Origin of the sequence: Pseudomonas sp. PS1(2021), assembly GCF_020405165.1 — a bacterium.
Lineage (GTDB): Bacteria > Pseudomonadota > Gammaproteobacteria > Pseudomonadales > Pseudomonadaceae > Pseudomonas > Pseudomonas aeruginosa.
Genome location: NZ_CP084484.1, coordinates 2352181 through 2375335, shown reverse-complemented (window position 1 = coordinate 2375335; position 23155 = coordinate 2352181). Strand labels below are relative to the sequence as shown.

Genomic DNA, 23155 nt, shown 5'->3' with positions numbered 1-23155 from the left:
GGGGTTATCTCCGTTGCGGGTTGAAGGTGGATACGAGCGACGCCCAGCAGGCATCGTAGTCATTCTGCAGGGCCGGCGTCTCGAGGGCGGCACGGCTCGGCCGGAGTACCTGGCTGGTCTCGAACATGAAGGCCATGGTCTGGTCGATCCTGTGCGGCTTGAGGTCGGCGGCGATGGCCTTGTCGCAGCTTTCCGCGTCCGGGCCGTGGGCGCTCATGCAACTGTGCAGCGAGGCGCCGCCGGGCACGAAGCCGCCGGCCTTGGCGTCATAGGCGCCCTGGATCAGGCCCATGAATTCGTTCATCAGGTTGCGGTGGAACCATGGCGGACGGAAGGTGTTCTCGGCCACCATCCAGCGCGGCGGGAAGATCACGAAGTCGATGTTGGCCAGGCCGGGGACGCTGGTGGGGGAGGTCAGCACGGTGAAGATCGACGGGTCCGGGTGGTCGAAGCTGACCGTGCCGATGGTGTTGAAGCGGCGCAGGTCGTACTTGTAGGGCACGTTGTTGCCGTGCCAGGCGACCACGTCCAGCGGCGAGTGGTCAAGCTCGCAGGCCCACAGTTCGCCGAGGTATTTCTGCACCAGTTGCAGCGGCTGGCGGCTGTCCTCGTAGCGCGCCACCGGGGTCAGGAAGTCGCGCGGATTGGCCAGGCCATTGCTGCCGATCGGGCCGAGGTCGGGCAGGCGCAGCGGCGCGCCGTGGTTCTCGGCGATATAGCCGCGTGCCTCCCCGTCGAGCAGCTCGACGCGGAACTTCATCCCGCGCGGGATCACCGCGATCTCCAGCGGTTCGACTTGCAGCGCGCCGAGTTCGGTGCACAGGCGCAGACGGCCCAATTGCGGGACCAGCAGCAGTTCGCCGTCGGCGTCGTAGAAGCAACGCTCCATCGAGCGGTTGGCCAGGTACTGGTAGATGCTCACGCCGGCGGGCTTGTCGCCGGGCGCGTTGGCGGCCATGCGCAGCAGGCCGTCGAGGAAGTCGGTGGGCTGCTCGGGCAGTGCCAGCGGGTCCCAGCGCAGGCGGTTGGGAGTCGGCGCATCCAGTTCGGCACCGGCGATCTGTCGTTCCAGGCGGCGGAACGGCGGATGCTTGGCCGACGGCGTGATGCGGTACAGCCAGGTGCGCCGGGCCTCGCTGCGAGCCATGGTGAAGGCGGTGCCGGAGAGCAGTTCGGCGTACAGGCCGTAGGGCGCTTTCTGCGGGGAGTTCTGGCCGACCGGCAGGGCGCCGGGGAGCGCTTCGCTGCTGAATTCGTTGCCGAAGCCCGATTGATAGGCGAGGGCAGTGGAGTCGAGGTTCATCTGAGGCCTCCGGGGAGTGGGGGCAGCTTGCCGCCGATCCGCCGGGGACCTGGCACGCTGGCTGCGTTATTTTTATCGTAATTCAATTACGCATAACGTAATTTGAGTGGAAGGCAGCGTCAAGCTATAACGTCGGCCCCGCCCGCAGGAACCCGCGTCCATGGAAAAGAACAGCAGTCCCGCCGAAACCTCCGGCAAGCAGAAGGTCCGCTCCGCCGAAGTCGGTACCGATATCCTCAAGGCCCTCGCCGAACTCTCCCCGGCGACCTCGCTGTCGCGCCTGGCGGAGCATGTGGGGATGCCGGCGAGCAAGGTCCATCGCTACCTGCAGGCATTGATCGCCAGCGGCTTCGCGGTCCAGGACGCCTCCACCAATCATTACTCGCTGGGGCGCGAGGCCCTGCGCGTGGGCCTGGCGGCGCTGGACAGCATGGACGTGCTGAAGAGCGCCGCCGCGCCGCTGGCCGAGCTGCGCGACGTGCTCAACGAGACCTGCTTCCTCGCCGTCTGGGGCAACCGTGGCGCCACCGTGGTACAGGTGGAACAGGCGGTGCGCGCGGTGACGGTGGTCACCCAGGTCGGCTCGGTGCTGCCGCTGCTCGGTTCGTCCACCGGCCTGGTGTTCGCCGCGTTCCTGCCGGAACGCGAGGTGGCCGAGCTGCGCGAGGAAGAGTTGGCCGGGCGCGCCGACCATCCGCTGGCCGACCCGGCGGCCTACGCGGTGCTGCTGGAGGGCATCCGCGCGCGCGGCCTGCATGCGATCCATGGGCTGCTGATGCCTGGGGTGGAGGCGCTCTCGGCACCGGTGTTCGACGCCCGCGGGCGGGTGGCGGCGGTGCTCACGGTGGTCGGCCCGGCGAGCATCTTCCAGGCCGAGGAGCAGGGGCCGGCGGCGGAACGGCTGCTTGCGACGACTCGGGCTATCAGTTGGCGGATGGGGTATGACGGCACCCAGGGTGGATGACGCAGTCTCCGAGCCTGGGCGTGATGCCGGGTAGGGCGGATAACCGCTCGCGGTTATCCGCCGCTTCTCAGGCCTTGGCCAGCAACGCTTTCGCCGCTCGCGACCCGTTGCTCTTGCCGAGCACCGCGCAGATACGCTGGCCGGCGTCGACCAGGGCGTGCATGTCGACCCCGGTATGGATCTCCAGGCCGTTCAGCAGGTAGAGGACGTCTTCGCTGGCGACGTTGCCGGTGGCGCCCTTGGCGTAGGGACAACCGCCGAGGCCGGCCACCGAGCTGTCGAATACCGCGATGCCTTCCAGCAGGCTGGCGTAGATGTTCGCCAGGGCTTGCCCGTAGGTGTCGTGGAAGTGCCCGGCGAGGCGCTCGCGGGGAACCTCGCTGGCCACCGCCTCGATCAGCCGGCGGGTGGCGCCGGCGGTGCCGACGCCGATGGTGTCGCCCAGGGACACCTCGTAGCAGCCCATCTGCTGCAGTTCGCGGGCGACCCAGGCGACCTGGCGCGGATCGACATCGCCGTCGTAGGGACAGCCGAGCACGCAGGAAATGTAGCCGCGCACCCGCACCTGGTGCTGGCGCGCCGCCTCCAGCACCGGTACGAAGCGCTCCAGGCTGTCCCTGATCGAGCAGTTGATGTTGCGCTGGGAGAAGGCTTCCGATGCGGCGGCGAACACCGCCACTTCCTTCACCCCCGACTCCAGCGCCGCCTCGAAGCCTTTCAGGTTCGGCGCCAGCGCCGCGTAGGTCACGCCGGGACGCTGGCGGATGCCGGCGAACACCTCGGCCGAGCCGGCCATCTGCGGCACCCACTTGGGCGAGACGAAGCTGCCCACTTCGATGTAGTCCAGGCCGGCGGCGCTCAGGTCATCGACCAGGCGGATCTTGTCGGCCACCTCGATCGGCTGTTTCTCGTTCTGCAGTCCGTCGCGCGGACCGACTTCCACCAGGCGGACCTTCTTCGGCAGGTTCATGCTGTTCCTCGTCTTGGCTGTCAGGCCTGGTTCTCGTCCAGCTCCACCAGCGGCGTGCCTTCCTCGACCAGTTCGCCCTCGCTGCAATACAGCGCCTTCACTACCCCGGCGTGGGGCGCGCGGATGCTGTGCTCCATCTTCATCGCCTCCAGCACCACCAGGGTGGCGCCGGCTTCGACCGTCTGGCCGGGCTCGACCAGGACCCGCACGATACTGCCGTTCATCGGCGCGCTCAAACCACCCTGGAGGGCATGGGCGGCCTCGGCCTCGGCGATCGGGTCGACGGCTTCGATGGCCAGCAGTTCGCCCTCCCATTCGAGGAACAACTGGCGTCCGCGGCGCAACGCCGCCGAGCGACGGGTGACACCGTCCACCCGGCTGACCAGGTCGTCGCCGTCCAGGCGATACTGGCTGGGGCTGGCGTGGCGCAGGCGGACGCAGCGGCGTTCGTCGCGGCAGCGCAGCATCAGGTCGGACTCCCGCGCCAGGGCGCTGCGCCAGCCGTCGTTGCGGCTCCACGGCGAATGCGGGTCGTCGTCGCGACGGTGGCCCGGTTCGCTCTGCAGCCAGGCTTCGGCGGCGGCTTGCCAGAAATGCTCCGGCAGCGCTTGCGGCGCCGGCAGCAGGTCGTCTTGGTGGCGCGCGATGAAACCGGTGTCCAGTTCGGCGGCGGCGAACGCCGGATGGCCGAGGATGCGGCGGAGGAACGCCAGGTTGGTGCGCAGGCCGCCGACCGAGGTTTCCGCCAGCATCGCCAGCAGGCGTTGGCGGGCTTCCTCGCGGGTTTCGCCCCAGGCGATCAGCTTGGCCAGCATCGGGTCGTAGAACGGCGAGACCTCGTCGCCTTCGCGTACCCCGCTGTCGACCCGCCGGCCGGGGCCGGCGGGCGCTTCGCGGTACAGCGCCAGGCGGCCGCTGGCGGGGAGGAAGCCGCCCTCGGGGTCTTCCGCGTAGAGCCGCACTTCGATGGCGTGGCCGTTCAGCGGCACCTGTTCCTGTGTCAGCGGTAACGCCTCGCCGCGAGCGACGCGGATCTGCCAGGCGACCAGGTCGAGGCCGGTGATGGCCTCGGTGACCGGGTGTTCCACCTGCAGGCGGGTGTTCATTTCCATGAAGAAGAACTGGCCGCGTTCGTCGAGGAGGAATTCGACGGTACCGGCGCCGACGTAGCCGATCGCCTGCGCCGCGCGTACCGCGGCCTCGCCCATGGCCCGGCGCAGTTCCGCGCCGAGACCGGGGGCGGGGGCTTCCTCGACGACCTTCTGGTGGCGGCGCTGGATCGAACAGTCGCGTTCGTTGAGGTACAGGCAGTGGCCATGGCGATCGGCGAATACCTGGATCTCCACGTGGCGCGGCTTCAGCAGGTATTTCTCCACCAGCATCCGCGCGTCGCCGAAGGCGGCCTTGGCCTCGCGCTGGGCGGAGGAAAGGGCCTCGGCCAGCTCGGCCTCGCGCTCCACCACCTTCATGCCCTTGCCGCCGCCGCCAGCGGCGGCCTTGAGCAGCACCGGGTAGCCGATGCGCCCGGCTTCCCGGCGGAAAGTCTCGAGGTCCTGGGCTTCGCCGTGATAGCCGGGCACCAGCGGCACGCCGGCTTCTTCCATCAGCGCCTTGGCGGCCGACTTGCTGCCCATGGCGTCGATGGCCGCCGCCGGCGGTCCGAGGAAGAGCAGGCCGGCTTCCTCGCAGGCGCGGGCGAAGTCGGCGTTCTCCGAGAGGAAGCCGTAGCCGGGGTGGATCGCCTGGGCGCCGCTGGCGAGGGCGGCGGCGATGATCCTGTCGCCGCGCAGGTAGCTGTCGACGGGCTTGGCGCCGCCCAGGTCGACGGCGATGTCGGCTTCGGCGACGTGGCGGGCGTGGCGGTCGATGTCGCTGTGCACGGCGACGCTGCCGATGCCGAGGGCGCGCGCGCTGCGCATCACCCGGCAGGCGATCTCGCCGCGGTTGGCGACCAGGAGGCGCTGGATGCTGCGGTAGTCCGGGTTCATGCGTCGTTTCTCCAGGCGGGCGTGCGTTTCTCCAGGAAGGCGCGCAGGCCTTCCTGGCCTTCCGGGCTGATGCGGATGCGGGCGATGGCCGCCTCGGTGTAGCGGCGCAGCGCCGGGCTCAGCTCGGCGGCCTCGACCTCATGGTAGAGCGCCTTGCAGGCGACCAGGGCGCGCGGGCTGTTTTGCAGCAGGTTGGCGATCCAGGCCTCGGCCTGGCTTTCCAGTTCGGCGGCGGGACAGCTTTCGCTGAGCAGGCCCAGTTCGCTGGCGCGGCGTCCGTCGAAGCGCTCGGCGGTCAGCGAATAGCGCCGCGCGGCGCGCTGGCCGATGGCCTTGACCACGAACGGGGCGATGGTCGCCGGGATCAGGCCGATGCGTACCTCGGACAGGCAGAAGGTCGCGTCGTCGCTGCCGATGGCCATATCGCAGCAACTGACCAGGCCGACCCCGCCGCCGAACACCGCGCCCTGGACCACCGCCAGGGTCGGCTTGGGCAGGTTGTAGAGATGGGTCATGAGTTCGGCGATGCGCTGGGCGTCGGCCAGGTTGCCCTGGTAGTCGAGGTCCACCGACTGCTGCATCCAGGCCAGGTCGGCACCGCCGCAGAAGTGCCGGCCACGGCCGCGCAGCACCAGCAGGCGGACCTGCGGGTCGCTGCCGACGCGATCGATGGCCTGCAACAGTTCGTCGATCACGACGGCATTGAAGGCGTTGTTCTTTTCCGCCCGGTCCAGCCACAGGGTGGCTACGCCGCGCGGGTCGATCTCAAGCTGGATGGTCTGGAATTCGCTCATGCTGGTCTACTCGTCACATGCGGAACACGCCGAAGGCGGTCGGCTCGATGGGGGCGTTGAGGGCGGCGGAAAGCGCCAGGGCGAGGACCTCGCGGGTCTGCGCCGGATCGATCACGCCGTCGTCCCACAGTCGCGCGCTGGAGTAGTAGGGATGGCCCTGGTGCTCGTACTGCTCGAGGATCGGCGCCTTGATCTTCGCCTCCTCTTCGACGCCGAGCTGCTGGCCGGCGCGCTCGGCCTGCTCGCGCTTGACCTGGGCGAGCACCCCGGCGGCCTGTTCGCCGCCCATCACGCCGATCCTCGCGTTCGGCCACATCCACAGGAAGCGCGGGTCGTAGGCGCGTCCGCACATGCCGTAGTTGCCGGCGCCGAAGCTGCCGCCGATCAGCACGGTGAACTTCGGCACCCGCGCGCAGGCCACCGCGGTCACCAGCTTGGCGCCGTGCTTGGCGATGCCGCCAGCCTCGTACTTCTGGCCGACCATGAAACCGGTGATGTTCTGCAGGAACAGCAGCGGGATGCCACGCTGGCAGGCCAACTCGATGAAGTGCGCGCCTTTCTGCGCGGCCTCGGCGAAGAGGATCCCGTTGTTGGCCAGGATGGCGATCGGATAGCCGTGCAGGTGGGCGAAGCCGCAGACCAGGGTGGTGCCGAACAGCGCCTTGAATTCGTCGAACTCGGAGCCGTCCACCAGCCGTGCGATCACTTCGCGCACGTCGTAGGGCTGCTTGCTGTCGGCGGGAATCACCCCGTACAGCTCCTCGGCGGGGTACAGCGGCGCGCGCGGTGCACGGCATTGCAGCTGGCCCTGCTTGCGCCAGTTGAGGTTGGCGACGCAGCGGCGGGCGATGGCCAGGGCATGGTCATCGTCCTCGGCATAGTGGTCGGCGACCCCTGAGACCTTGCAGTGCACGTCGGCGCCGCCAAGTTCCTCGGCGCTGACCACCTCGCCGGTAGCGGCCTTCACCAGCGGCGGCCCGGCGAGGAAGATGGTGGCCTGTTCGCGCACCATCACGGTTTCGTCGGACATCGCCGGCACGTAGGCCCCGCCGGCGGTGCAGGAGCCCATGACCACGGCGATCTGCGGGATGCCGCGGGCACTCATGTTGGCCTGGTTGAAGAAGATCCGGCCGAAGTGCTCGCGGTCGGGGAACACCTCGTCCTGGCGCGGCAGGTTGGCGCCGCCAGAGTCCACCAGGTAGATGCATGGCAGGCGGTTCTCCAGGGCGATGGCCTGGGCCCGCAGGTGCTTCTTCACGGTCAGCGGATAGTAGGTGCCGCCCTTCACCGTGGCATCGTTGCCGACGATCATGCATTCCACCCCTTCGACCCGGCCGATCCCGGCGACGATGCCGGCGGCGGCGACCTCTTCGCCGTAGACTTCGTGGGCGGCGAGGGCGGAAAGCTCGAGGAACGGCGAGCCGGGGTCGAGCAGGCGGTTGATGCGTTCGCGCACCAGCAGCTTGCCGCGCGCGCTGTGCCGGGCCTGGGCGGCGCTACCGCCGCCTTCGTGGATGCGGCCGAGGAGGGTGCGCAGGGCGTTGACCTGTTCCAGCATGGTCGCGGCGTTGGCCGCGAACTCGGCGGAGCGTGGATTGATCTGGGTGTGCAGGATGGCCATGGCGGTGGCTCCGTGTCGAGGTGGGCGGAAGCGGTTGGCGCCCGCTCCCGACCTGGCGATGCGCCTGTCGATGCAATGGAATGCCCTCTCCCTGGCGGCAAAGGGCCGGGAAGAGCGAGGCTTCAGCGGGTTTCGTTGAACAGCTCGCGGCCGATCAGCATGCGGCGGATCTCGCTGGTGCCGGCGCCGATCTCGTAGAGCTTGGCGTCGCGCAACAGGCGGCCGGTGGGAAACTCGTTGATGTAGCCGTTGCCGCCGAGGATCTGGATCGCGTCCAGGGCCATCTGGGTGGCGCGCTCGGCGCTGTAGAGGATCACCCCGGCGGCGTCCTTGCGGGTCGTCTCGCCGCGGTCGCAGGCGGCGGCCACGGCGTACAGGTAGGCGCGGCTGGCGTTGAGGGCGGTGTACATGTCGGCCACCTTGCCCTGGACCAGCTGGAATTCGCCGATGCTCTGGCCGAACTGGCGGCGGTCATGGATGTACGGCACCACCACGTCCATGCACGCCTGCATGATTCCCACCGGGCCGCCGGAAAGCACCACGCGCTCGTAGTCGAGGCCGCTCATCAGTACCTTGACCCCGCCGTTGACCGCGCCGAGGACGTTCTCCTCGGGTACCTCGACGTCCTGGAAGATCAGTTCGCAGGTGTTCGAGCCGCGCATGCCCAGCTTGTCCAGCTTCGGCCCGCGACTGAAGCCTTTCCAGTCGCGCTCGACGATGAACGCGGTGATCCCGTGCGCGCCCTTGTCCGCGTCGGTCTTGGCGTAGATCACATAGGTATGGGCATCGGGACCGTTGGTGATCCACATCTTGCTGCCGTTGAGAACGAAGCGGTCGCCGACCCGGTCCGCGCGCAGCTTCATCGAGACCACGTCGGAGCCGGCGTTGGGTTCGCTCATCGCCAGCGCACCGATGTGTTCGCCGGATACCAGGGCCGGCAGGTAGCGGGCCTTCTGTTCGGCGTTGCCGTTGCGCTTGATCTGGTTGACGCAGAGGTTGGAATGCGCGCCATAGGAGAGCGCCACCGAGGCCGAGGCCCGGCTGATCTCTTCCATGACCACGGCGTGGGCCAGGTAGCCCAGCGCCGAACCGCCGTACTCCTCGTCGACGGTGATGCCGAGCAGGCCCATCTCGCCGAACTTGCGCCACATGTCCATGGGGAACTGGTTGTCCTGGTCGATCTGCGCGGCGCGCGGCTGCAGTTCGGCGGCGACGAAGCCGCGCACCTGGTCGCGGAGCATGTCGATGGTTTCGCCGAGGGCGAAGTTGAGGCTGGGATAGGTCATGCTTTCACCTGTAATTGTGCTTGTCCGGTTTAAAGCTTTGAATGAGGTTTATGTTTCAACTGTCTGTTTGTTATAGCTTTTGATAAGCGCCGCTCGACAGCGCTCCTCGGCAGTATCCAGTTCCAGCTGCATCTGTTCGATGTCCAGCAACTGTTGTTCCAGCTGGGCGCGGCGCTCGGCGATCTTCTCCAGCATGGTGTTCAACTGCTTCTGGTTGCCGCTGCTCGGGTCCGGGTCGTAGAGCTCGATCAGTTCGCGGCATTCGGCGAGGGAAAAACCGATGCGCTTGCCGCGCAGGATCAGCTTCAGGCTGACCTTGTCGCGCGGCGAATAGATGCGTTCCTGGCCGCGTCGCTCGGGGGAGAGCAGGCCTTGCTCCTCGTAGAAGCGGATGGCGCGGGTGGTGATGTCCAGTTCGCGGGCGAGATCGGAGATGGTGTAGGTGGTGGACATACGCTGGCACCTGCTTGTTTACCTTTACGTTAACGTAAAGCTGCGCCGAAATCCTGTCAACGCCTGGAACGGAGGAAAAATGACAGCCGTGAAAGATGCTTGTCAGAAAGATTTAATCGGCGCCTCATGAAAGGGCGCGGATGGCTCTGTTCTGCTTCGCCGAACACTGTGTTTCTCGGAGGAGTCGTAACGATGAGTCGGCTGATGACCTACAGGACGCTGCTGGCTTGCCTGCTCGCCGCGTTGCTTGCGCTGCTGGTGGCGGGCCAGCAGCAGCGCGCGTTCGAGCGAATCTGGTTCAAGCTGGAGCAGCGCTACGGCGGCGATGTTGCGCGCGAGAACGCCCTGCGCCTGGCCGACTATCGGGTCGATATCGAAGCCCGCGTGCTGGGCGCGGAGTCCAACGTGTCGGCGCTGTCCTTCGACCCCAGCCGGCGCAGCCTGGTCAGCGTGACCAACCAGGACCCGCATTTCCTCGAGCTGTCGCTGGACGGCGAATTGCTGCGACGCATCCCCCTGCGCGGTTTCCAGGATCCGGAGGCTATCGAGTACATCCGGCCCGGCGTCTACGTGGTCGCCGAGGAGCGTCGCCAACGCCTGGTGGAGATCCATGTCGACGCCGACACCCGGGTGATCGACATCGACGATCCGCGCAACGCCCGGAAGTTCTCCCTGGGCAGTGCAAACAAGCGCAACAAGGGCTTCGAGGGGTTGGCCTACGACCCGCTGCGCGAGCGCCTGTTCGTGGCCCGGGAAAAGGCGCCGGTGGGCATCATCGAGGTAAACGGCTTCTTCAACGACCGCGGCGAGGCGCTCGACCTGAGCGTCGGCGGCGACCCGCAGCGCGATCGCGGGTTGTTCCTCACCGATCTGTCGAGCCTCTACTACGACAAGGCCAGCGATCACCTGCTGGTGCTTTCCGACGAGTCGCGGGTGGTCATCGAACTGGATCGCGCCGGGGATCCGCTCGGCAGCCTGACCCTGCGTGGCGGCAACCATGGCCTGACGGACGACGTGCCGCAGGCCGAAGGGTTGGCGATGGACGACCGGGGCAGCCTGTACGTGGTCAGCGAGCCGAACCTGTTCTACCGCTTCAGCCGAGCGCTGCCAGCGGCCGACTAGGGTGGGAAAAGGACGGCGGAATTCAGGCTTGCGCGCCGGATAGCGCCGGCGCGTAGCCGATCATCTGTCGCAGCAGCGGGTCGGTGAACTGCTGTTGCCAGTCGTCCAGCTTGCCCCGAAGGTCGGGGCCGTTGGCCGGAACGATGGGGGCCGCGCGCGGCTGGCGAGGCGTCGGCGAGCAGGCGCCGAGCAGCCCGACGCACAGTGCCAGGGTGGGGAGCGAGAGTTTCGCTAGGGGCATCAGGCTTGCTCCGTGGGGATCTGGGGCGAGTTGCCGGTGCGCGGCGCCTTGCGCAACCGGAACAGGCGCCCGACCACCAGGAAGAACAGCGGTACCAGGAACACCGCGAGTACCGTGGCGGTGACGATCCCGCCGAGCACCCCGGTGCCGATGGCGACCTGGGCGCCGGAACCGGCGCCGCTGGAGAGCGCCAGCGGGACCACGCCGAAACCGAACGCCAGCGAGGTCATGACGATCGGTCGCAGGCGCAGGCGCGCGGCCTCCAGGGTCGCCTGCAGCAGGCTCATGCCTTCCTGGTAATGGTCCTTGGCCACCTCGATGATGAGGATGGCGTTCTTCGCCGAGAGGCCGATGATGGTGATCAGGCCGACCTTGAAGTAGATGTCGTTGGGCAGACCGCGCAGGCTCACCCCGAGCAGTGCGCCGAGTACGCCCAGCGGCACCACCAGGATCACCGCCAGCGGGATCGACCAGCTTTCGTAGAGGGCGGCCAGGGCGAGGAACACGATCAACACCGAGAGGGCGAACAGCGCCGGCGCCTGGGCGCCGGACAGGCGTTCTTCGAAGGACTGGCCGGACCACTCGTGGGCGATGCCCTCGGGCAGGCCCTGCATCAATTCCTCCATCGCCTGCATGGCTTCGCCGCTGCTGTAGCCCGGCGCGGCCTGGCCCTCGAGGTTGAACGAGGGATAGCCGTTGTAGCGGGTCAGTTGCGGCGGGCCGAGGGTCCAGGCGGCCTTGGCGAACGTCGCCAGCGGCACCATCTCGCCCTGCTCGTTGCGCACGTGAAGCCGGCCGATGTCGTCGATGCCCAGGCGCTTGGCGCCGTCGGCCTGGACCACCACCTTGCGCACCTGGCTGCCGTGCATGAAGTCGCCGATGTAGTCCGAGCCGAACATCACCGCCAGGGTGGTGTTGATCTCGTCCATGCTCACGCCGAGGGTCTCCGCCTTGCGCCGGTCGATGTCCAGGCGGATCTGCGGCGCCTCGCCCTGGCCGGCGAACATCACGTTGGCCAGACGCGGGTCCTCGGCGGCGCGCGCCAGCAACTGGTCGCGGGCCTTGACCAGGGCCTCGTAGCCAACCCCGCCACGGTCCTGCAGGCGGAAGTCGAAGCCGCTGGTGGAACCCAGGTCCGGCAGCGGCGGCGAGTTCATCGCATACACCGTACGGTTGGGCAGGCCGGCGAAGCGCTGGTTGATGCGCTCGACGATGGCGCCGACGTGCTGGCTGGCCTCCCGGCGTTCCGACCAGTCCTTCAGGGTGGCGAAGATCATCGCCGAGCTGGTGCCGTCGCCGTACAGGCTGAAGCCGCCGACCGCATAGGCGTAGGCCACCGGTTCGTGCTCCGCCAGGTAGCGCTCGACGTCGCCGACGTTGGCCATGGTCTCCGCCATCGGCGTGCCTTCGGGCTGCATCACCATGATCATGAAGTCGCCCTGGTCCTCTTCCGGCAGGAACGCCTGCGGCAGGCGCACGAAGAGCAGGGCGACCACGCCGATGACCAGGGCGTAGACCAACATCCAGCGGATCGGCCGGGCGAGGATGCCGGCCACCGCGTTGCGGTAGCGTCCGGTCAGGCGCAGGAAGGCGCGGTTGAACCAGCCGAAGAAGCCGCGCTTCTCATGGTGGTCGGCGTCGATCGGGCGCAGCAGGGTGGCGCACAGGGCCGGGGTCAGCGACAGCGCGAGGAACGCCGAGAAGCCGATGGAGACCGCCAGGGTCACCGCGAACTGGCGGTAGATGTTGCCCACCGCGCCGCTGAAGAACGCCATCGGCACGAACACCGAGACCAGCACCACGGTGATGCCGACGATGGCCCCGCTGATCTGGCGCATCGCCTTGACCGTGGCGTCGTGCGGCGACAGGCCTTCCTCGGCCATCAGCCGCTCGACGTTCTCCACCACGATGATCGCGTCGTCCACCAGGATGCCGATCGCCAGGACCATGCCGAACATGGTCAGCACGTTGATCGAGAAGCCCAGGCCGAGCATCACCGTGAAGGTGCCGAGCAGGGCCACCGGCACCACCAGCGTCGGGATCAGGGTGGCGCGGAAGTTCTGCATGAACAGGTACATCACGGCGAACACCAGCAGCATCGCCTCGAGCAGGGTGCTGACCACCTTCCTGATCGAGATCTCGACGAACGCCGAGGTGTCATAGGGGATGTTGTAGCTCACGCCCTCCGGGAAGTAGCGCGACAGCTCGTCGAGGGTGGCGCGGATGCGCTTGGCGGTGGCCACCGCGTTGGAGCCGGGCGCCATCTTCACCGCCAGGCCGGTGGCGGTCATCTGGTTGACCCGCGAGACGAAGCCGTACTCGCTCTGGCCGAACTCGACGCGGGCCACGTCGCGCAGGCGGATCGCGCCGCCGTCGGCGCGGATGCGCAGCGGAATCTCGCCGAACTGCTCGGGCGTCACCAGGGTGTCGTCGACCTTCACCGTGGCGCTGATCGGCGCCGAGTCGGGGACCCCGAGGTTGCCGATGTCGCCCACGGTGAGGCGGGCGTTGTGCCGGCGCACGGCGTTGACCAGGTCGCTGGCGCTGAGGTTCATCGAGGTCAGCTTGGCCGGGTCGGGCCAGATGCGCATGGCGTACTCGGCGCCCCAGGTCTCGACCTTGCCCACGCCCTCCACCCGGCGCAGCGCCTGCAACACGTTGGACGAGGCGATCTCGCCCAGCTCCATGGCGTCGTAGCGGCCGCTGGAGGAGGTAAGGGTAACGATCAGCTGGATGCTGTCCGCCGCCTTCTCCACGTAGATGCCGTCGCGCCGCACCGATTCGGGCAGGCGCGACTCGACGATCTTCAGGCGGTTCTGCACTTCCACCGCGGCGAGGTCGGCGTTCACGCCCTGGCGGAAAGTCAGGGTCAGGGAGGCCTGGCCGGTGCTGCTGGTGGCCTTGGTGTAGAGCAGGCCGGGCGCGCCGTTCATCTCGCGCTCGATGATCGCGGTCACCGCTTCCTCGACCACCTTGGCCGAGGCGCCGGGATAGCTGGCGCTGACGTTGACCACCGGCGGCGCGATGTCCGGGTACTGGGCGACCGGCAGGAAGCGGATCGCCAGGACCCCGGCGAGCACGATCAGCAGGGAGATCACCCAGGCGAAGACCGGCCGGTCAATGAAGAAACGAGCCATTCGTAGCGTTCTCCGTCACTGGCCCGCCGGCGAGGCGGCCAGCGGTGAGGGGGCGTCGGCGCTGGCCGGCTGGCGGACCACCGCCTGGACGCTGGAGCCGGCGGCATGCTGGGCGGCGTTCTCGACGATCACCCGCTCGCCGCCCTTGAGCCCGCGGCTGATGATCCAGTGGCGGCCCTGCAGGGTGTCGGCGCGGACCTCCACGTCTTCCACCACGCCCTGTGGGTTGACCACCTTGACCACGGCGGACTGGGCGGTACGGATCAGCGCGTCGCGCGGGACGGTGATCGCCTGCGGGTTCACCGCGCGTTGCAAGCGCACCTGCACGTAGCCGCCGGGCAGCAATTCGCGATGCGGATTGCGGAACAGGGCACGCATGGCGATGGTGTCGGTGCCGGGGTCGACCGCCAGGTCGGAGAACAGCAGCTCGCCGGCCAGCGGGTACTCGCTGCCGTCGGCCAGGACCAGGCGCACGGCGATGTCCTTGTCGGCGACGCCCTTCACCTGGCCTTCGCGGATTGCCCGCTGCATGGCGGCGACTTCGCCGGCCGGCTGGGAGAAGTTCACGTAGATCGGATCGATCTGCTCGACGCGGGTCAGCGGTGTCGGCGAGTCCTCGCCGACCAGCGCGCCTTCGGTGACCAGCGCGCGCCGCGCGCGGCCGTCGATCGGCGCGGTGACCGTGGCGTAGCCCAGGCGCAGGCGGGCCTGCTCCAGTTCGGCCTTGGCCGAGGCGATCTGCGCCAGGGCCTGGCGCGCGTCGGTCTGCGCTTCGGTGTACTCGCGTTCGCTGATGGCGCGGTCCTTGATCAGGTCGGCGTAGCGCTTGAGCTTGTCGGCCGCCGCCGCGTGGCTGGCCTCGGCCCGGGCCAGGGCGCCGCGGCTGATGTCCAGGGCCGCCTTCAAGGGCGCAGGGTCGATCTGGAACAGCACGGTGCCGGCGCGGACGTCCTGGCCTTCCTCGTACAGGCGACGGGTGACGATGCCGGCGACGCGCGCCCGCACTTCAGCCTGGCGGTACGCTTCCAGGCGTCCGGGCAGCTCGCTGGTGATGCCGATAGGCGCCGGCCTGGCGACGATCACGCCGACCTCGGCGGGGGCCTCCGCAGTCTTCCCGGCGTCCGCTGCTTCTTCGCAGCCCAGCAGGAATAGGGCGACCAGGGCCGCCAGCAGCCCGCGCAGCGAGCCGGTCCATTGGATGTGCATGGGTGTCCCTCGATTCGTGAACTCGCGAGCTTGCCCGGGAAAGGGCACCGCAACTCACGAGCGGCGCGACAGTAGCATATAATCAATCATGAGTGATTAATTAATTGGCGTTTCTGTAACATATCCTTATGATCTGCGGCGCCTTTCCCTTGTGAGGACGTTCAGTGGCCAGGAAAACCAAAGAGGAATCCCAGAAAACCCGCGACGGCATACTCGATGCCGCCGAGCGGGTTTTCCTGGAAAAGGGCGTGGGCACTACTGCCATGGCCGACCTGGCGGACGCCGCCGGGGTTTCTCGCGGTGCGGTCTACGGCCACTACAAGAACAAGATCGAGGTCTGCCTGGCGATGTGCGACCGCGCCTTCGGCCAGATCGAGGTACCCGACGAAAACGCCAGGGTGCCGGCGCTGGATATCCTCCTGCGCGCCGGCATGGGCTTTCTCCGCCAGTGCTGCGAGCCCGGTTCGGTGCAGCGGGTGCTGGAGATCCTCTACCTCAAGTGCGAACGCAGCGACGAGAACGAGCCGCTGTTGCGCCGCCGCGAGCTGCTCGAGAAGCAGGGGCAACGCTTCGGCCTCCGGCAGATCCGCCGGGCGGTGGAGCGCGGCGAACTGCCGGCGCGGCTGGACGTCGAGCTGGCCAGCATCTATCTGCAATCGCTCTGGGACGGCATCTGCGGCACCCTGGCCTGGACCGAGCGCCTGCGCGACGATCCCTGGAACCGCGCCGAACGCATGTTCCGCGCCGGCCTCGACAGCCTGCGCAGTTCTCCCTACCTGTTGCTGGCGGACGCCTGAGGGCGTCAATCGTCCGCCATCAGGTGCCTGCGCTGGTCCTCGGCGCCGGCGACCACCAGCCGCTGGGCGTCTTCCTCGCTGATGTGCAGGCGCTTGCCGTCGATGTAGAGCACCGACAGGCGCGCCTCGGCGTCGGTACCGATGCGCAGGCTGTCGACCGGCGCGCGATGCCGGCTGCCTTCGATCTCCACGCTGCAGATGCCTTGTTCCGAATCGATTTCGATGGACATGGGAACCTCCCGTTTTCTCCGCCTACCTTGGGTGGACCCCGGGCATCCGCGCGGGTTCTGTCACGGTAGCTTCACGCCAGCGTCACGCGCCTGCCACCGCGCTTGGCTGCAATCGTCCGCAGAGAGAGGGCGAGGCCAGCGGAGGACGACGCCATGCGGCTATGCGTGATTGGTGCGGGCTATGTGGGACTGGTGACGGCGGCCTGTTTCGCCGAGATGGGCAACCAGGTGCGTTGCGTGGAGCGTGACCGCGAGCGGGTCGCGCGGCTGAGACGCGGCGAGATGCCGATCTACGAACCGGGCCTGGAAAGCATCCTGCGCGATCAGCTGGACGCCGCCCGCCTGACCTTCACCGCCAGCCTGGCGGAAGGCCTGGCCGACGCCGAAGTGGTGTTCATCGCCGTCGGCACGCCGTGCGGCGAGGACGGCTCGGCCGACCTCAGCCACGTGATGGCGGTCGCCGATCAACTTGGCGCGCAACTGCGCCAGGCCTGCATCGTGGTCAACAAGTCGACCGTGCCGGTGGGCACCGCCGAACGGGTCGAAGAGATCATCCGCCTGGGCCTGGCGCGCCGGCGCAAGCGCTTCCGGGTAGCGGTGGCGAGCAATCCGGAGTTCCTCAAGGAAGGCTCGGCGGTGGACGATTTCAGGCGCCCGGACCGGGTCATCATCGGCAGCGCCGAGGCGCAGGCCGGGGAAACCCTGCGCCAGCTCTACGCGCCGTTCCTGCGCAATCACGAGCGGGTCCTGCTGATGGGGCGTCGCGAGGCCGAGTTCAGCAAGTACGCGGCCAATGCCTTCCTCGCCACCAAGATTTCCTTCATGAACGAGATGGCCGGGCTGTGCGCCCTCACCGGCGTCGACATCGAGGACGTGCGCCGCGGCATGGGTAGCGACAAGCGCATCGGCACCCATTTCATCTACGCCGGCTGCGGCTACGGCGGCTCGTGCTTTCCCAAGGACGTCCGCGCGCTGATCCGCAGCGCCGAGCAGCAGGGCTACGACAGCCAGATACTGCGCGCGGTGGAAGCGCGCAACGCGCGGCAGAAGGAGCTGCTCTTCGAGACCCTCGGCGAGCTGTTCCAGGGACGCTGGCAAGGGCGCACGGTGGCGCTCTGGGGGCTGGCCTTCAAGCCGGGTACCGACGACCTGCGCGAGGCGCCGAGCCTGGTCCTGCTGGAGGCGCTGCTGCGCCACGGGGTGCGGGTCAGGGCCCATGATCCGGTGGCCAACGCCGGGGTCGCGGCACGCTATCCGGAAGCTATGGCCTGCGCCCGATTGACGCTCCACGACTCGCCCTACGCCGCCGTCGAGGGCGCCGATGCCCTGGTGCTGGTGACCGAGTGGAAACAGTTCCGCCAGCCGGACTTCCAGAAAATCCGTGGATCCATGCGAACTCCCCTGTTGGTCGACGGTCGGAATCTCTACGCACCGGCGCGGATGGCGGAACTGGGCTTCATCTACCAGGGCATAGGACGTCCAAGGGCCGGGCATTGTAAGGCGAGCGCAGCCTGATTAGACTGCGCGCCATCCGCATACTTCGTCCATGTCGAAGGATTCTCATGATCAAGAAATGTCTTTTCCCGGCCGCCGGTTACGGCACTCGTTTCCTCCCGGCCACCAAGGCCATGCCCAAGGAAATGCTGCCGGTGGTGAACAAGCCGCTGATCCAGTACGCGGTGGAGGAGGCGCTGGAAGCCGGCCTTTCCGAGATCGGCATCGTCACCGGCCGCGGCAAGCGTTCGCTGGAAGACCACTTCGACATCAGCTACGAGCTGGAACACCAGATCCGCAACACCGACAAGGAAAAGTACCTGGTCGGCATCCGTCGGCTGATCGACGAGTGCACCTTCGCCTACACCCGCCAGGTGGAGATGAAGGGCCTCGGCCACGCCATCCTCACCGGTCGTCCGCTGATCGGCGACGAGCCGTTCGCCGTGGTCCTGGCCGACGACCTGTGCCTGAACCTCGAAGGCGACAGCGTGCTGAAGCAGATGGTCAAGCTGTACAACCAGTTCCGCTGCTCCATCGTGGCGATCCAGGAAGTGCCGCCGGAAGAGACCAACAAGTACGGCGTGATCGCCGGCGAGATGATCCGCGACGATATCTTCCGGGTGAACACCATGGTCGAGAAGCCGAAGCCGGAAGAGGCGCCGTCGAACCTGGCGATCATCGGCCGCTACATCCTGACCCCGGACATCTTCGACCTGATCGAGCAGACTGAACCGGGCAAGGGCGGCGAGATCCAGATCACCGATGCCCTGATGAAGCAGGCTCAGGACGGCTGCGTGCTGGCCTACAAGTTCAAGGGCAAGCGTTTCGACTGCGGCAGCGCCGAGGGCTACATCGAGGCGACCAACTTCTGCTACGAAAACCTCTACAAGACCGGCAAGGCTCACTGAGCCTCGCCGTTCCCGATGAAGAACGCCGCGTCCCCGATGGGGGCGCGGCGTTTTTCGTATGGGGCGAACGGCCATGGGGGTATCCGCCCTACCTGAGCTGTCGGCGGGCGTGGCGTTGTTGGCGTCGGGCGAATAACCCCGCCAGCCTGGCCTGGGCCACGCGGCGCCTCCGTGCCCGGTCAGGGAATCGGCAGCGCCTCGGAACCCGGGCCCAGCGGCTGGCCGTAGCTGAACTCCACATAGTTGCCCGCGGGATCGCGCAGGCCGCAGTAGTAGCCGACCGGATAGGGCTCGTCGCGCGGCGCCCAGACCAGGCAGCCGGCGGCCTCGGCGCGGCGCGCCAGATCGTCTACCGCGGCGCGGCTGGAGAGGGCGAAGCCGAAATGACTGTAATCGTCGCTGGCCAGGTTGCGCGGCTGGCCGCCGGGCATGATGACGAAGATGAAGCGTTGTTCCTGGCCGGGTTCGGCCATCCAGACGATCTGCGAGCCTTTGCCGGGGCGCCGGTGGATCACCCGCATGCCGCAGAAGGTTTCGTAGAAGGCGATGCAGGCGTCGAGGTCGGGGACGTGCAGCGCCAGGTGGGTGAGGGTGGGGGACATCGCGCTTACCTCCACGGACAAGCATAGCCCATCGCCTGCCAGGCCCTGCGCTGAGCCGTTTCGACAGGTTTCTGCGTCGATCCGGCGGGAGCCGACGCTGGTGAATGGGTTATGCTGGAACGCATCTGATCCAGGAGTAGGAACATGTCTTTCGATTTCGATCTGTTCGTCATCGGCGCCGGCTCAGGGGGCGTACGCGCCGCCCGCTTCGCCGCCGGCTTCGGTGCCCGTGTCGCGGTGGCGGAGAGTCGCTACCTGGGTGGCACCTGCGTCAACGTCGGCTGCGTGCCGAAGAAGCTGCTGGTCTATGGCGCGCATTTCAGCGAGGACTTCGAGCAGGCCCGGGCCTATGGCTGGAGCGCCGGCGAGGCGCAGTTCGACTGGGCGACCCTGATCGGCAACAAGAACCGCGAGATCCAGCGGCTCAACGGGATCTACCGCAACCTGCTGGTGAACAGCGGGGTGACCTTGCTCGAAGGTCACGCCCGTCTGCTCGATGCGCACAGCGTCGAGGTGGACGGCCAGCGCTTCAGCGCCAAGCACATTCTCGTTGCCACCGGTGGCTGGCCGCAGGTGCCGGACATTCCCGGCAAGGAACACGCGATCACCTCCAACGAAGCGTTCTTCCTCGAGCGCCTGCCGCGCCGCGTGCTGGTGGTCGGCGGCGGCTACATCGCCGTCGAGTTCGCCTCGATCTTCAACGGGCTCGGCGCCGAGACCACCTTGCTCTACCGTCGCGACCTGTTCCTGCGCGGCTTCGACCGCAGCGTCCGCGAGCATCTGCGCGACGAATTGGGCAAGAAGGGCCTGGACCTGCAGTTCAACAGCGACATCGCCCGTATCGACAAACAGGCCGATGGCAGCCTGGCCGCGACCCTCAAGGACGGCCGGGTGCTGGAGGCGGACTGCGTGTTCTATGCCACCGGGCGGCGGCCGATGCTGGATGACCTTGGCCTGGAAAACACCGGAGTGAAGCTGACCGACAAGGGCTTCATCGCGGTCGACGAGCATTACCAGACCAGCGAGCCGTCGATCCTCGCCCTCGGTGACGTGATCGGTCGCGTCCAGTTGACCCCCGTGGCGCTGGCCGAGGGCATGGCGGTGGCACGGCGATTGTTCAAGCCGGAGGAGTATCGCCCGGTGGACTACAAGTTGATTCCCACCGCGGTGTTCAGCCTGCCCAACATCGGCACCGTCGGCCTGACCGAGGAGGAGGCGCTGAGCGCCGGGCACAAGGTGAAGATCTTCGAGAGCCGCTTCCGGCCGATGAAGCTGACCCTTACCGACGACCAGGAAAAGACCCTGATGAAGCTGGTCGTGGATGCCCACGACGACAGGGTGCTGGGTTGCCACATGGTCGGCGCCGAGGCCGGCGAGATCCTCCAGGGTATTGCGGTGGCGATGAAGGCCGGGGCGACCAAGCAGGCGTTCGACGAGACCATCGGCATCCACCCGACCGCGGCGGAAGAGTTCGTCACCCTGCGCACGCCGACGCGCTGAGCCGCGTCTGAACGAAGAAGCCGGCCCCTGGGCCGGCTTCTTTCATTTTCGCGCTCAGCGCGAGGGGGCCTCGGCCAGCGCCGCCGCTGCGTCGTCGCGGCGCCTGGCGTAGCGTTGCGCGAGTACCGCGCAGACCATCAGCTGGATCTGGTGGAACAGCATCAGCGGCAACACCATCGGTCCCACCGCACTGGTGGCGAACAGCACCTTGGCCATGGGCACGCCGGTGGCCAGGCTCTTCTTCGAACCGCAGAAGACGATGGTGATCTCGTCTTCCTTGCTGAAGCCCAGGCGTCGCGCCAGCACCGTGGTCAGCACCAGGGCCAGGGCGAGGATCACGCAGCAGGCGACGGTCAGGCCGAGCAGCGCCAGCCAGGGTACTTCGTGCCACAGGCCCTGGATCACCGCGGCGCTGAAGGCGGTGTAGACCACCAGCAGGATCGAGCCCTGGTCGACATAGCGCAGCACCGGCTTGTTGCGCTCCACCCAGGTGCCGATCCAGCGCCGCAGGACCTGGCCAGCGATGAAGGGTACCAGCAGTTGCAGGGTGATCTTGCCGATGGCGTCCAGCGCGTTGCCGGTCTCGCCTTCGGCGCCGAGCAGCAGCTTGACCAGCAGCGGGGTAAGGAATACGCCGAGCAGGCTCGACACGGAAGCGCTGCATACCGCTGCCGGCACGTTGCCGCGCGCCAGCGAGGTGAAGGCGATGGAGGATTGCACCGTGGCCGGCAGGGCGCAGAGGAACAGGATGCCGAGGTACAGCTCCGGGGTGACCATCGGCGACAGTGCCGGTTTCAGCGCCAGGCCGAGCAGCGGGAACATCACGAAGGTGCAGGCGAACACCAGCAGGTGCAGGCGCCAGTGGGTCATGCCGGCGATGATCGCCTGGCGCGACAGCTTGGCGCCGTGGAGGAAGAACAGCAGGCCGATGCCGATGTTGGTCACCCATTCGAAGACCACGGCGGTCTGGCCGCTGCAGGGCAGGAAAGTGGCGAGAAGGACGGTGGCGATCAGCGCCAGGGTGAAGTTATCCGGAAGGAAACGCGGTCGGGACATGGGCACGCTCTGCAGGATCGGGGGAACACATGGCAGTCTTCTGGCTGCCTGGCGAACCTGCACTGTAGCCATGGGCTGGGCGACCGGCTAACGCCAGAAGGCCAGCCGATGACGCCGAATGGACAGGGCGGCCGCCGCGCCGCCCCGAGGGGCTCAGACGACGCTGGCCAGCAGCGGCTCGCTGACGCTGGGACGGACCTTGCCGGCATGGGGAGAGAACTCCAGGCGGACGGCGAGCACGGTGACCAGCGAGCGCAGCTTCTCCGCGATCACGCTGGCGCGGTGCTGGCTGAGGCCGGGGAAGGTCAGCAGCAGGCGGATCTTGTGGTCCTCGCGGTCGGCGCGAACCCGCTCCGGGGTGAAGGATTGCACGGCGAACAGGTTGAGCACCCGGCACAGCAGGTCCGGATCGGCCATGCCCTCGATATGGAAGATCGACAGGGTCTCGGTATCTGCGCAGGAGGTTTCCCAGACGTTCGGGCGGATCACCTGGCGTTCTTCGCCGTCAGGGTGTTTGGCCAGGAAAAGGGGGGCGAGGGTTGACATGTGACGCTCCAGGCAGTGTTTCGACGAGAGAAATTCTCCCAGAGGCGTGCCGGATTTTTTCTCCTGTTTTTGCGTGATTTTGCGCTATATGTGCATACTTGATTCCTATATTTTTCTTTGTAGGGAATATTTATGTCCATTCCATTGGATATCTACGATCAGCGTATTCTTGCGTTGCTGCAGGAGGAATCCTCGCTTTCCACCGCCGAGATCGCCGAGCGCATCGGACTTTCCCAGTCGCCCTGCTGGCGGCGCATCCAGCGCCTGAAGGAGGAGGGGGTGATCCGCAAGCAGGTGACCCTGCTCGACCGCAAGAAGATCGGCCTGAATACCCAGGTATTCGCCCAGATCAAGCTCAACGCCCATGGGCGCAAGAACCTCACCGATTTCGCCGAGGCGATGCACCAGTTTCCCGAGGTGCTGGAGTGCCACGTACTGATGGGCGCGGTGGACTTCATGCTGCGTATCGTCACCCGCGATATCGAATCCTACGAACGCTTTTTCTTCGAGAAACTGTCGGCGGTGCCGGGCATCCAGGAAGTGAACTCCATCGTCGCCTTGTCGGAAATCAAATCCACCACTACCTTGCCCCTGCTCGCTCCCTGAGCCTTCCCGGAGAACGCCTGCCCATGACCATCAGCAAGACCAAGTCCAGCTTCTACCGCCGCCTCTACGTCGCCTACCTGATCGACAGCGGCACCGCCAGCGTGCCGGAGATCATGGCCGCCACCGGCATGCCCCGGCGTACCGCACAGGACACCATCGCCGCGCTGGAGGAACTGGACATCGTCTGCGAGTTCGAGCAGCGGGAGGGTGCGCGCAACCACCAGGGCGGCTATGTCATCCGCGACTGGGGGGCGGTACGGCGGGAGTGGGTGGTCGAGCAGCATCGGCGAATCGCGGCGGCGCTGGAGTATCCGGCGGAATGAGCCACGCG

Annotated in this window: 22 protein-coding genes; 8 read left to right on the top strand and 14 right to left on the bottom strand. The window is 67.4% G+C overall.

Annotated features, from left to right (window positions below; translation table 11 throughout):
• Positions 1–4: 4 nt before the first annotated feature.
• Positions 5–1303, bottom strand: a complete 1299-nt coding sequence (gene hmgA, locus LE197_RS11160; RefSeq protein WP_003100397.1) for a homogentisate 1,2-dioxygenase — start codon at positions 1301–1303, stop codon at positions 5–7.
• Positions 1304–1463: 160 nt separating this feature from the next.
• Here hmgA and LE197_RS11155 point away from each other — a divergent pair, with 160 nt between their 5' ends.
• Positions 1464–2267, top strand: a complete 804-nt coding sequence (locus tag LE197_RS11155) for an IclR family transcriptional regulator (protein WP_003111362.1) — start codon at positions 1464–1466, stop codon at positions 2265–2267.
• Between the two features lie 67 nt (positions 2268–2334).
• Here LE197_RS11155 and liuE read toward each other — a convergent pair whose 3' ends face one another.
• From liuE to liuR, 6 genes are all read right to left on the bottom strand, one after another.
• Positions 2335–3237 carry a bifunctional 3-hydroxy-3-isohexenylglutaryl-CoA lyase/hydroxymethylglutaryl-CoA lyase gene (gene liuE / locus LE197_RS11150; RefSeq protein WP_017148978.1) on the bottom strand — a complete coding sequence of 301 codons (903 nt, stop codon included), beginning with the start codon at positions 3235–3237 and terminating at the stop codon, positions 2335–2337.
• Positions 3238–3257: 20 nt separating this feature from the next.
• A complete protein-coding gene (liuD, locus tag LE197_RS11145; protein ID WP_023109175.1) occupies positions 3258–5225 on the bottom strand; it encodes a methylcrotonyl-CoA carboxylase subunit alpha in 1968 nt (655 codons plus the stop codon).
• Positions 5222–6019 (bottom strand): gamma-carboxygeranoyl-CoA hydratase, encoded by a 798-nt coding sequence (locus LE197_RS11140; protein ID WP_003088598.1) that lies wholly within the window; start codon positions 6017–6019, stop codon positions 5222–5224. The genes liuD and LE197_RS11140 overlap by 4 nt, the downstream gene beginning before the upstream one ends.
• A gap of 13 nt (positions 6020–6032) precedes the next feature.
• A complete protein-coding gene (gene liuB / locus LE197_RS11135) occupies positions 6033–7640 on the bottom strand; it encodes a methylcrotonyl-CoA carboxylase subunit beta (protein ID WP_003100387.1) in 1608 nt (535 codons plus the stop codon).
• A 122-nt stretch (positions 7641–7762) separates the two neighbouring features.
• Complete coding sequence (gene liuA / locus LE197_RS11130) at positions 7763–8926, bottom strand: isovaleryl-CoA dehydrogenase (RefSeq protein WP_003100385.1); 1164 nt, start codon at positions 8924–8926, stop codon at positions 7763–7765.
• Positions 8927–8974: 48 nt separating this feature from the next.
• Entirely contained in the window at positions 8975–9379 is a 405-nt protein-coding gene (liuR, locus tag LE197_RS11125) for a liu genes transcriptional regulator LiuR (RefSeq protein WP_023109174.1), read from the bottom strand.
• Between the two features lie 192 nt (positions 9380–9571).
• Between liuR and LE197_RS11120 the strand changes: the two genes are divergently transcribed.
• Complete coding sequence (locus LE197_RS11120) at positions 9572–10501, top strand: SdiA-regulated domain-containing protein (protein ID WP_003088602.1); 930 nt, start codon at positions 9572–9574, stop codon at positions 10499–10501.
• A 22-nt stretch (positions 10502–10523) separates the two neighbouring features.
• On the opposite strand, the gene LE197_RS11115 is transcribed toward LE197_RS11120, so the two are convergent.
• Genes LE197_RS11115 through mexX form a run of 3 tightly spaced genes read right to left on the bottom strand, consistent with a single transcriptional unit; the run spans position 10524 to position 15085 of the window.
• A complete protein-coding gene (locus tag LE197_RS11115; RefSeq protein ID WP_003100379.1) occupies positions 10524–10742 on the bottom strand; it encodes a hypothetical protein in 219 nt (72 codons plus the stop codon).
• On the bottom strand, positions 10742–13879 hold the full coding sequence (gene mexY / locus LE197_RS11110; protein WP_003144329.1) for a multidrug efflux RND transporter permease subunit MexY: 3138 nt from the start codon (positions 13877–13879) through the stop codon (positions 10742–10744). Before mexY ends, LE197_RS11115 begins: the two co-directional genes overlap by 1 nt.
• Before the next feature lie 15 nt (positions 13880–13894).
• Entirely contained in the window at positions 13895–15085 is a 1191-nt protein-coding gene (gene mexX / locus LE197_RS11105) for a multidrug efflux RND transporter periplasmic adaptor subunit MexX (protein WP_023115382.1), read from the bottom strand.
• Between the two features lie 164 nt (positions 15086–15249).
• Here mexX and amrR point away from each other — a divergent pair, with 164 nt between their 5' ends.
• On the top strand, positions 15250–15882 hold the full coding sequence (gene amrR / locus LE197_RS11100) for a TetR family transcriptional regulator AmrR (protein ID WP_003088626.1): 633 nt from the start codon (positions 15250–15252) through the stop codon (positions 15880–15882).
• 5 nt (positions 15883–15887) lie between these two features.
• On the opposite strand, the gene LE197_RS11095 is transcribed toward amrR, so the two are convergent.
• Positions 15888–16112 (bottom strand): DUF3203 family protein, encoded by a 225-nt coding sequence (locus tag LE197_RS11095; protein WP_003088627.1) that lies wholly within the window; start codon positions 16110–16112, stop codon positions 15888–15890.
• A gap of 153 nt (positions 16113–16265) precedes the next feature.
• On the opposite strand from LE197_RS11095, the gene LE197_RS11090 reads away from it, so the two are divergent.
• A complete protein-coding gene (locus LE197_RS11090) occupies positions 16266–17627 on the top strand; it encodes a UDP-glucose 6-dehydrogenase (protein WP_023109172.1) in 1362 nt (453 codons plus the stop codon).
• Positions 17628–17674: 47 nt separating this feature from the next.
• Complete coding sequence (galU, locus tag LE197_RS11085) at positions 17675–18514, top strand: UTP--glucose-1-phosphate uridylyltransferase GalU (RefSeq protein ID WP_003088639.1); 840 nt, start codon at positions 17675–17677, stop codon at positions 18512–18514.
• Positions 18515–18693: 179 nt separating this feature from the next.
• Here galU and LE197_RS11080 read toward each other — a convergent pair whose 3' ends face one another.
• Positions 18694–19116, bottom strand: coding sequence for a VOC family protein (locus tag LE197_RS11080; protein ID WP_003100368.1), 423 nt, complete (start codon positions 19114–19116; stop codon positions 18694–18696).
• 144 nt (positions 19117–19260) lie between these two features.
• Between LE197_RS11080 and gorA the strand changes: the two genes are divergently transcribed.
• Positions 19261–20616 carry a glutathione-disulfide reductase gene (gene gorA / locus LE197_RS11075; RefSeq protein ID WP_003160153.1) on the top strand — a complete coding sequence of 452 codons (1356 nt, stop codon included), beginning with the start codon at positions 19261–19263 and terminating at the stop codon, positions 20614–20616.
• 54 nt (positions 20617–20670) lie between these two features.
• On the opposite strand, the gene LE197_RS11070 is transcribed toward gorA, so the two are convergent.
• On the bottom strand, positions 20671–21672 hold the full coding sequence (locus tag LE197_RS11070) for a bile acid:sodium symporter family protein (protein ID WP_003121709.1): 1002 nt from the start codon (positions 21670–21672) through the stop codon (positions 20671–20673).
• A gap of 153 nt (positions 21673–21825) precedes the next feature.
• On the bottom strand, positions 21826–22218 hold the full coding sequence (locus LE197_RS11065) for a hypothetical protein (protein ID WP_003088646.1): 393 nt from the start codon (positions 22216–22218) through the stop codon (positions 21826–21828).
• Positions 22219–22350: 132 nt separating this feature from the next.
• Here LE197_RS11065 and LE197_RS11060 point away from each other — a divergent pair, with 132 nt between their 5' ends.
• Both LE197_RS11060 and LE197_RS11055 read left to right on the top strand, forming a co-directional pair.
• Complete coding sequence (locus LE197_RS11060) at positions 22351–22824, top strand: Lrp/AsnC family transcriptional regulator (protein WP_003100361.1); 474 nt, start codon at positions 22351–22353, stop codon at positions 22822–22824.
• Positions 22825–22847: 23 nt separating this feature from the next.
• Positions 22848–23147, top strand: a complete 300-nt coding sequence (locus LE197_RS11055; protein WP_003118549.1) for a winged helix-turn-helix domain-containing protein — start codon at positions 22848–22850, stop codon at positions 23145–23147.
• Positions 23148–23155 lie beyond the last annotated feature (8 nt).

Excerpts from the sequence above, each read along its gene's own strand:
- LE197_RS11155 (WP_003111362.1), top strand. The coding sequence starts at position 1,464 with ATGGAAAAGAACAGCAGTCCCGCCGAAACCTCCGGCAAGCAGAAGGTC.
- galU (WP_003088639.1), top strand. The coding sequence starts at position 17,675 with ATGATCAAGAAATGTCTTTTCCCGGCCGCCGGTTACGGCACTCGTTTC.
- LE197_RS11140 (WP_003088598.1), bottom strand. The coding sequence starts at position 6,019 with ATGAGCGAATTCCAGACCATCCAGCTTGAGATCGACCCGCGCGGCGTA.
- gorA (WP_003160153.1), top strand. The coding sequence starts at position 19,261 with ATGTCTTTCGATTTCGATCTGTTCGTCATCGGCGCCGGCTCAGGGGGC.
- LE197_RS11115 (WP_003100379.1), bottom strand. The coding sequence starts at position 10,742 with ATGCCCCTAGCGAAACTCTCGCTCCCCACCCTGGCACTGTGCGTCGGG.
- liuA (WP_003100385.1), bottom strand. The coding sequence starts at position 8,926 with ATGACCTATCCCAGCCTCAACTTCGCCCTCGGCGAAACCATCGACATG.
- LE197_RS11120 (WP_003088602.1), top strand. The coding sequence starts at position 9,572 with ATGAGTCGGCTGATGACCTACAGGACGCTGCTGGCTTGCCTGCTCGCC.
- liuR (WP_023109174.1), bottom strand. The coding sequence starts at position 9,379 with ATGTCCACCACCTACACCATCTCCGATCTCGCCCGCGAACTGGACATC.
- hmgA (WP_003100397.1), bottom strand. The coding sequence starts at position 1,303 with ATGAACCTCGACTCCACTGCCCTCGCCTATCAATCGGGCTTCGGCAAC.
- mexX (WP_023115382.1), bottom strand. The coding sequence starts at position 15,085 with ATGCACATCCAATGGACCGGCTCGCTGCGCGGGCTGCTGGCGGCCCTG.
- liuD (WP_023109175.1), bottom strand. The coding sequence starts at position 5,225 with ATGAACCCGGACTACCGCAGCATCCAGCGCCTCCTGGTCGCCAACCGC.
- LE197_RS11070 (WP_003121709.1), bottom strand. The coding sequence starts at position 21,672 with ATGTCCCGACCGCGTTTCCTTCCGGATAACTTCACCCTGGCGCTGATC.
- liuB (WP_003100387.1), bottom strand. The coding sequence starts at position 7,640 with ATGGCCATCCTGCACACCCAGATCAATCCACGCTCCGCCGAGTTCGCG.
- LE197_RS11090 (WP_023109172.1), top strand. The coding sequence starts at position 16,266 with ATGCGGCTATGCGTGATTGGTGCGGGCTATGTGGGACTGGTGACGGCG.
- mexY (WP_003144329.1), bottom strand. The coding sequence starts at position 13,879 with ATGGCTCGTTTCTTCATTGACCGGCCGGTCTTCGCCTGGGTGATCTCC.
- LE197_RS11080 (WP_003100368.1), bottom strand. The coding sequence starts at position 19,116 with ATGTCCCCCACCCTCACCCACCTGGCGCTGCACGTCCCCGACCTCGAC.
- LE197_RS11065 (WP_003088646.1), bottom strand. The coding sequence starts at position 22,218 with ATGTCAACCCTCGCCCCCCTTTTCCTGGCCAAACACCCTGACGGCGAA.
- LE197_RS11095 (WP_003088627.1), bottom strand. The coding sequence starts at position 16,112 with ATGTCCATCGAAATCGATTCGGAACAAGGCATCTGCAGCGTGGAGATC.
- LE197_RS11060 (WP_003100361.1), top strand. The coding sequence starts at position 22,351 with ATGTCCATTCCATTGGATATCTACGATCAGCGTATTCTTGCGTTGCTG.
- LE197_RS11055 (WP_003118549.1), top strand. The coding sequence starts at position 22,848 with ATGACCATCAGCAAGACCAAGTCCAGCTTCTACCGCCGCCTCTACGTC.
- liuE (WP_017148978.1), bottom strand. The coding sequence starts at position 3,237 with ATGAACCTGCCGAAGAAGGTCCGCCTGGTGGAAGTCGGTCCGCGCGAC.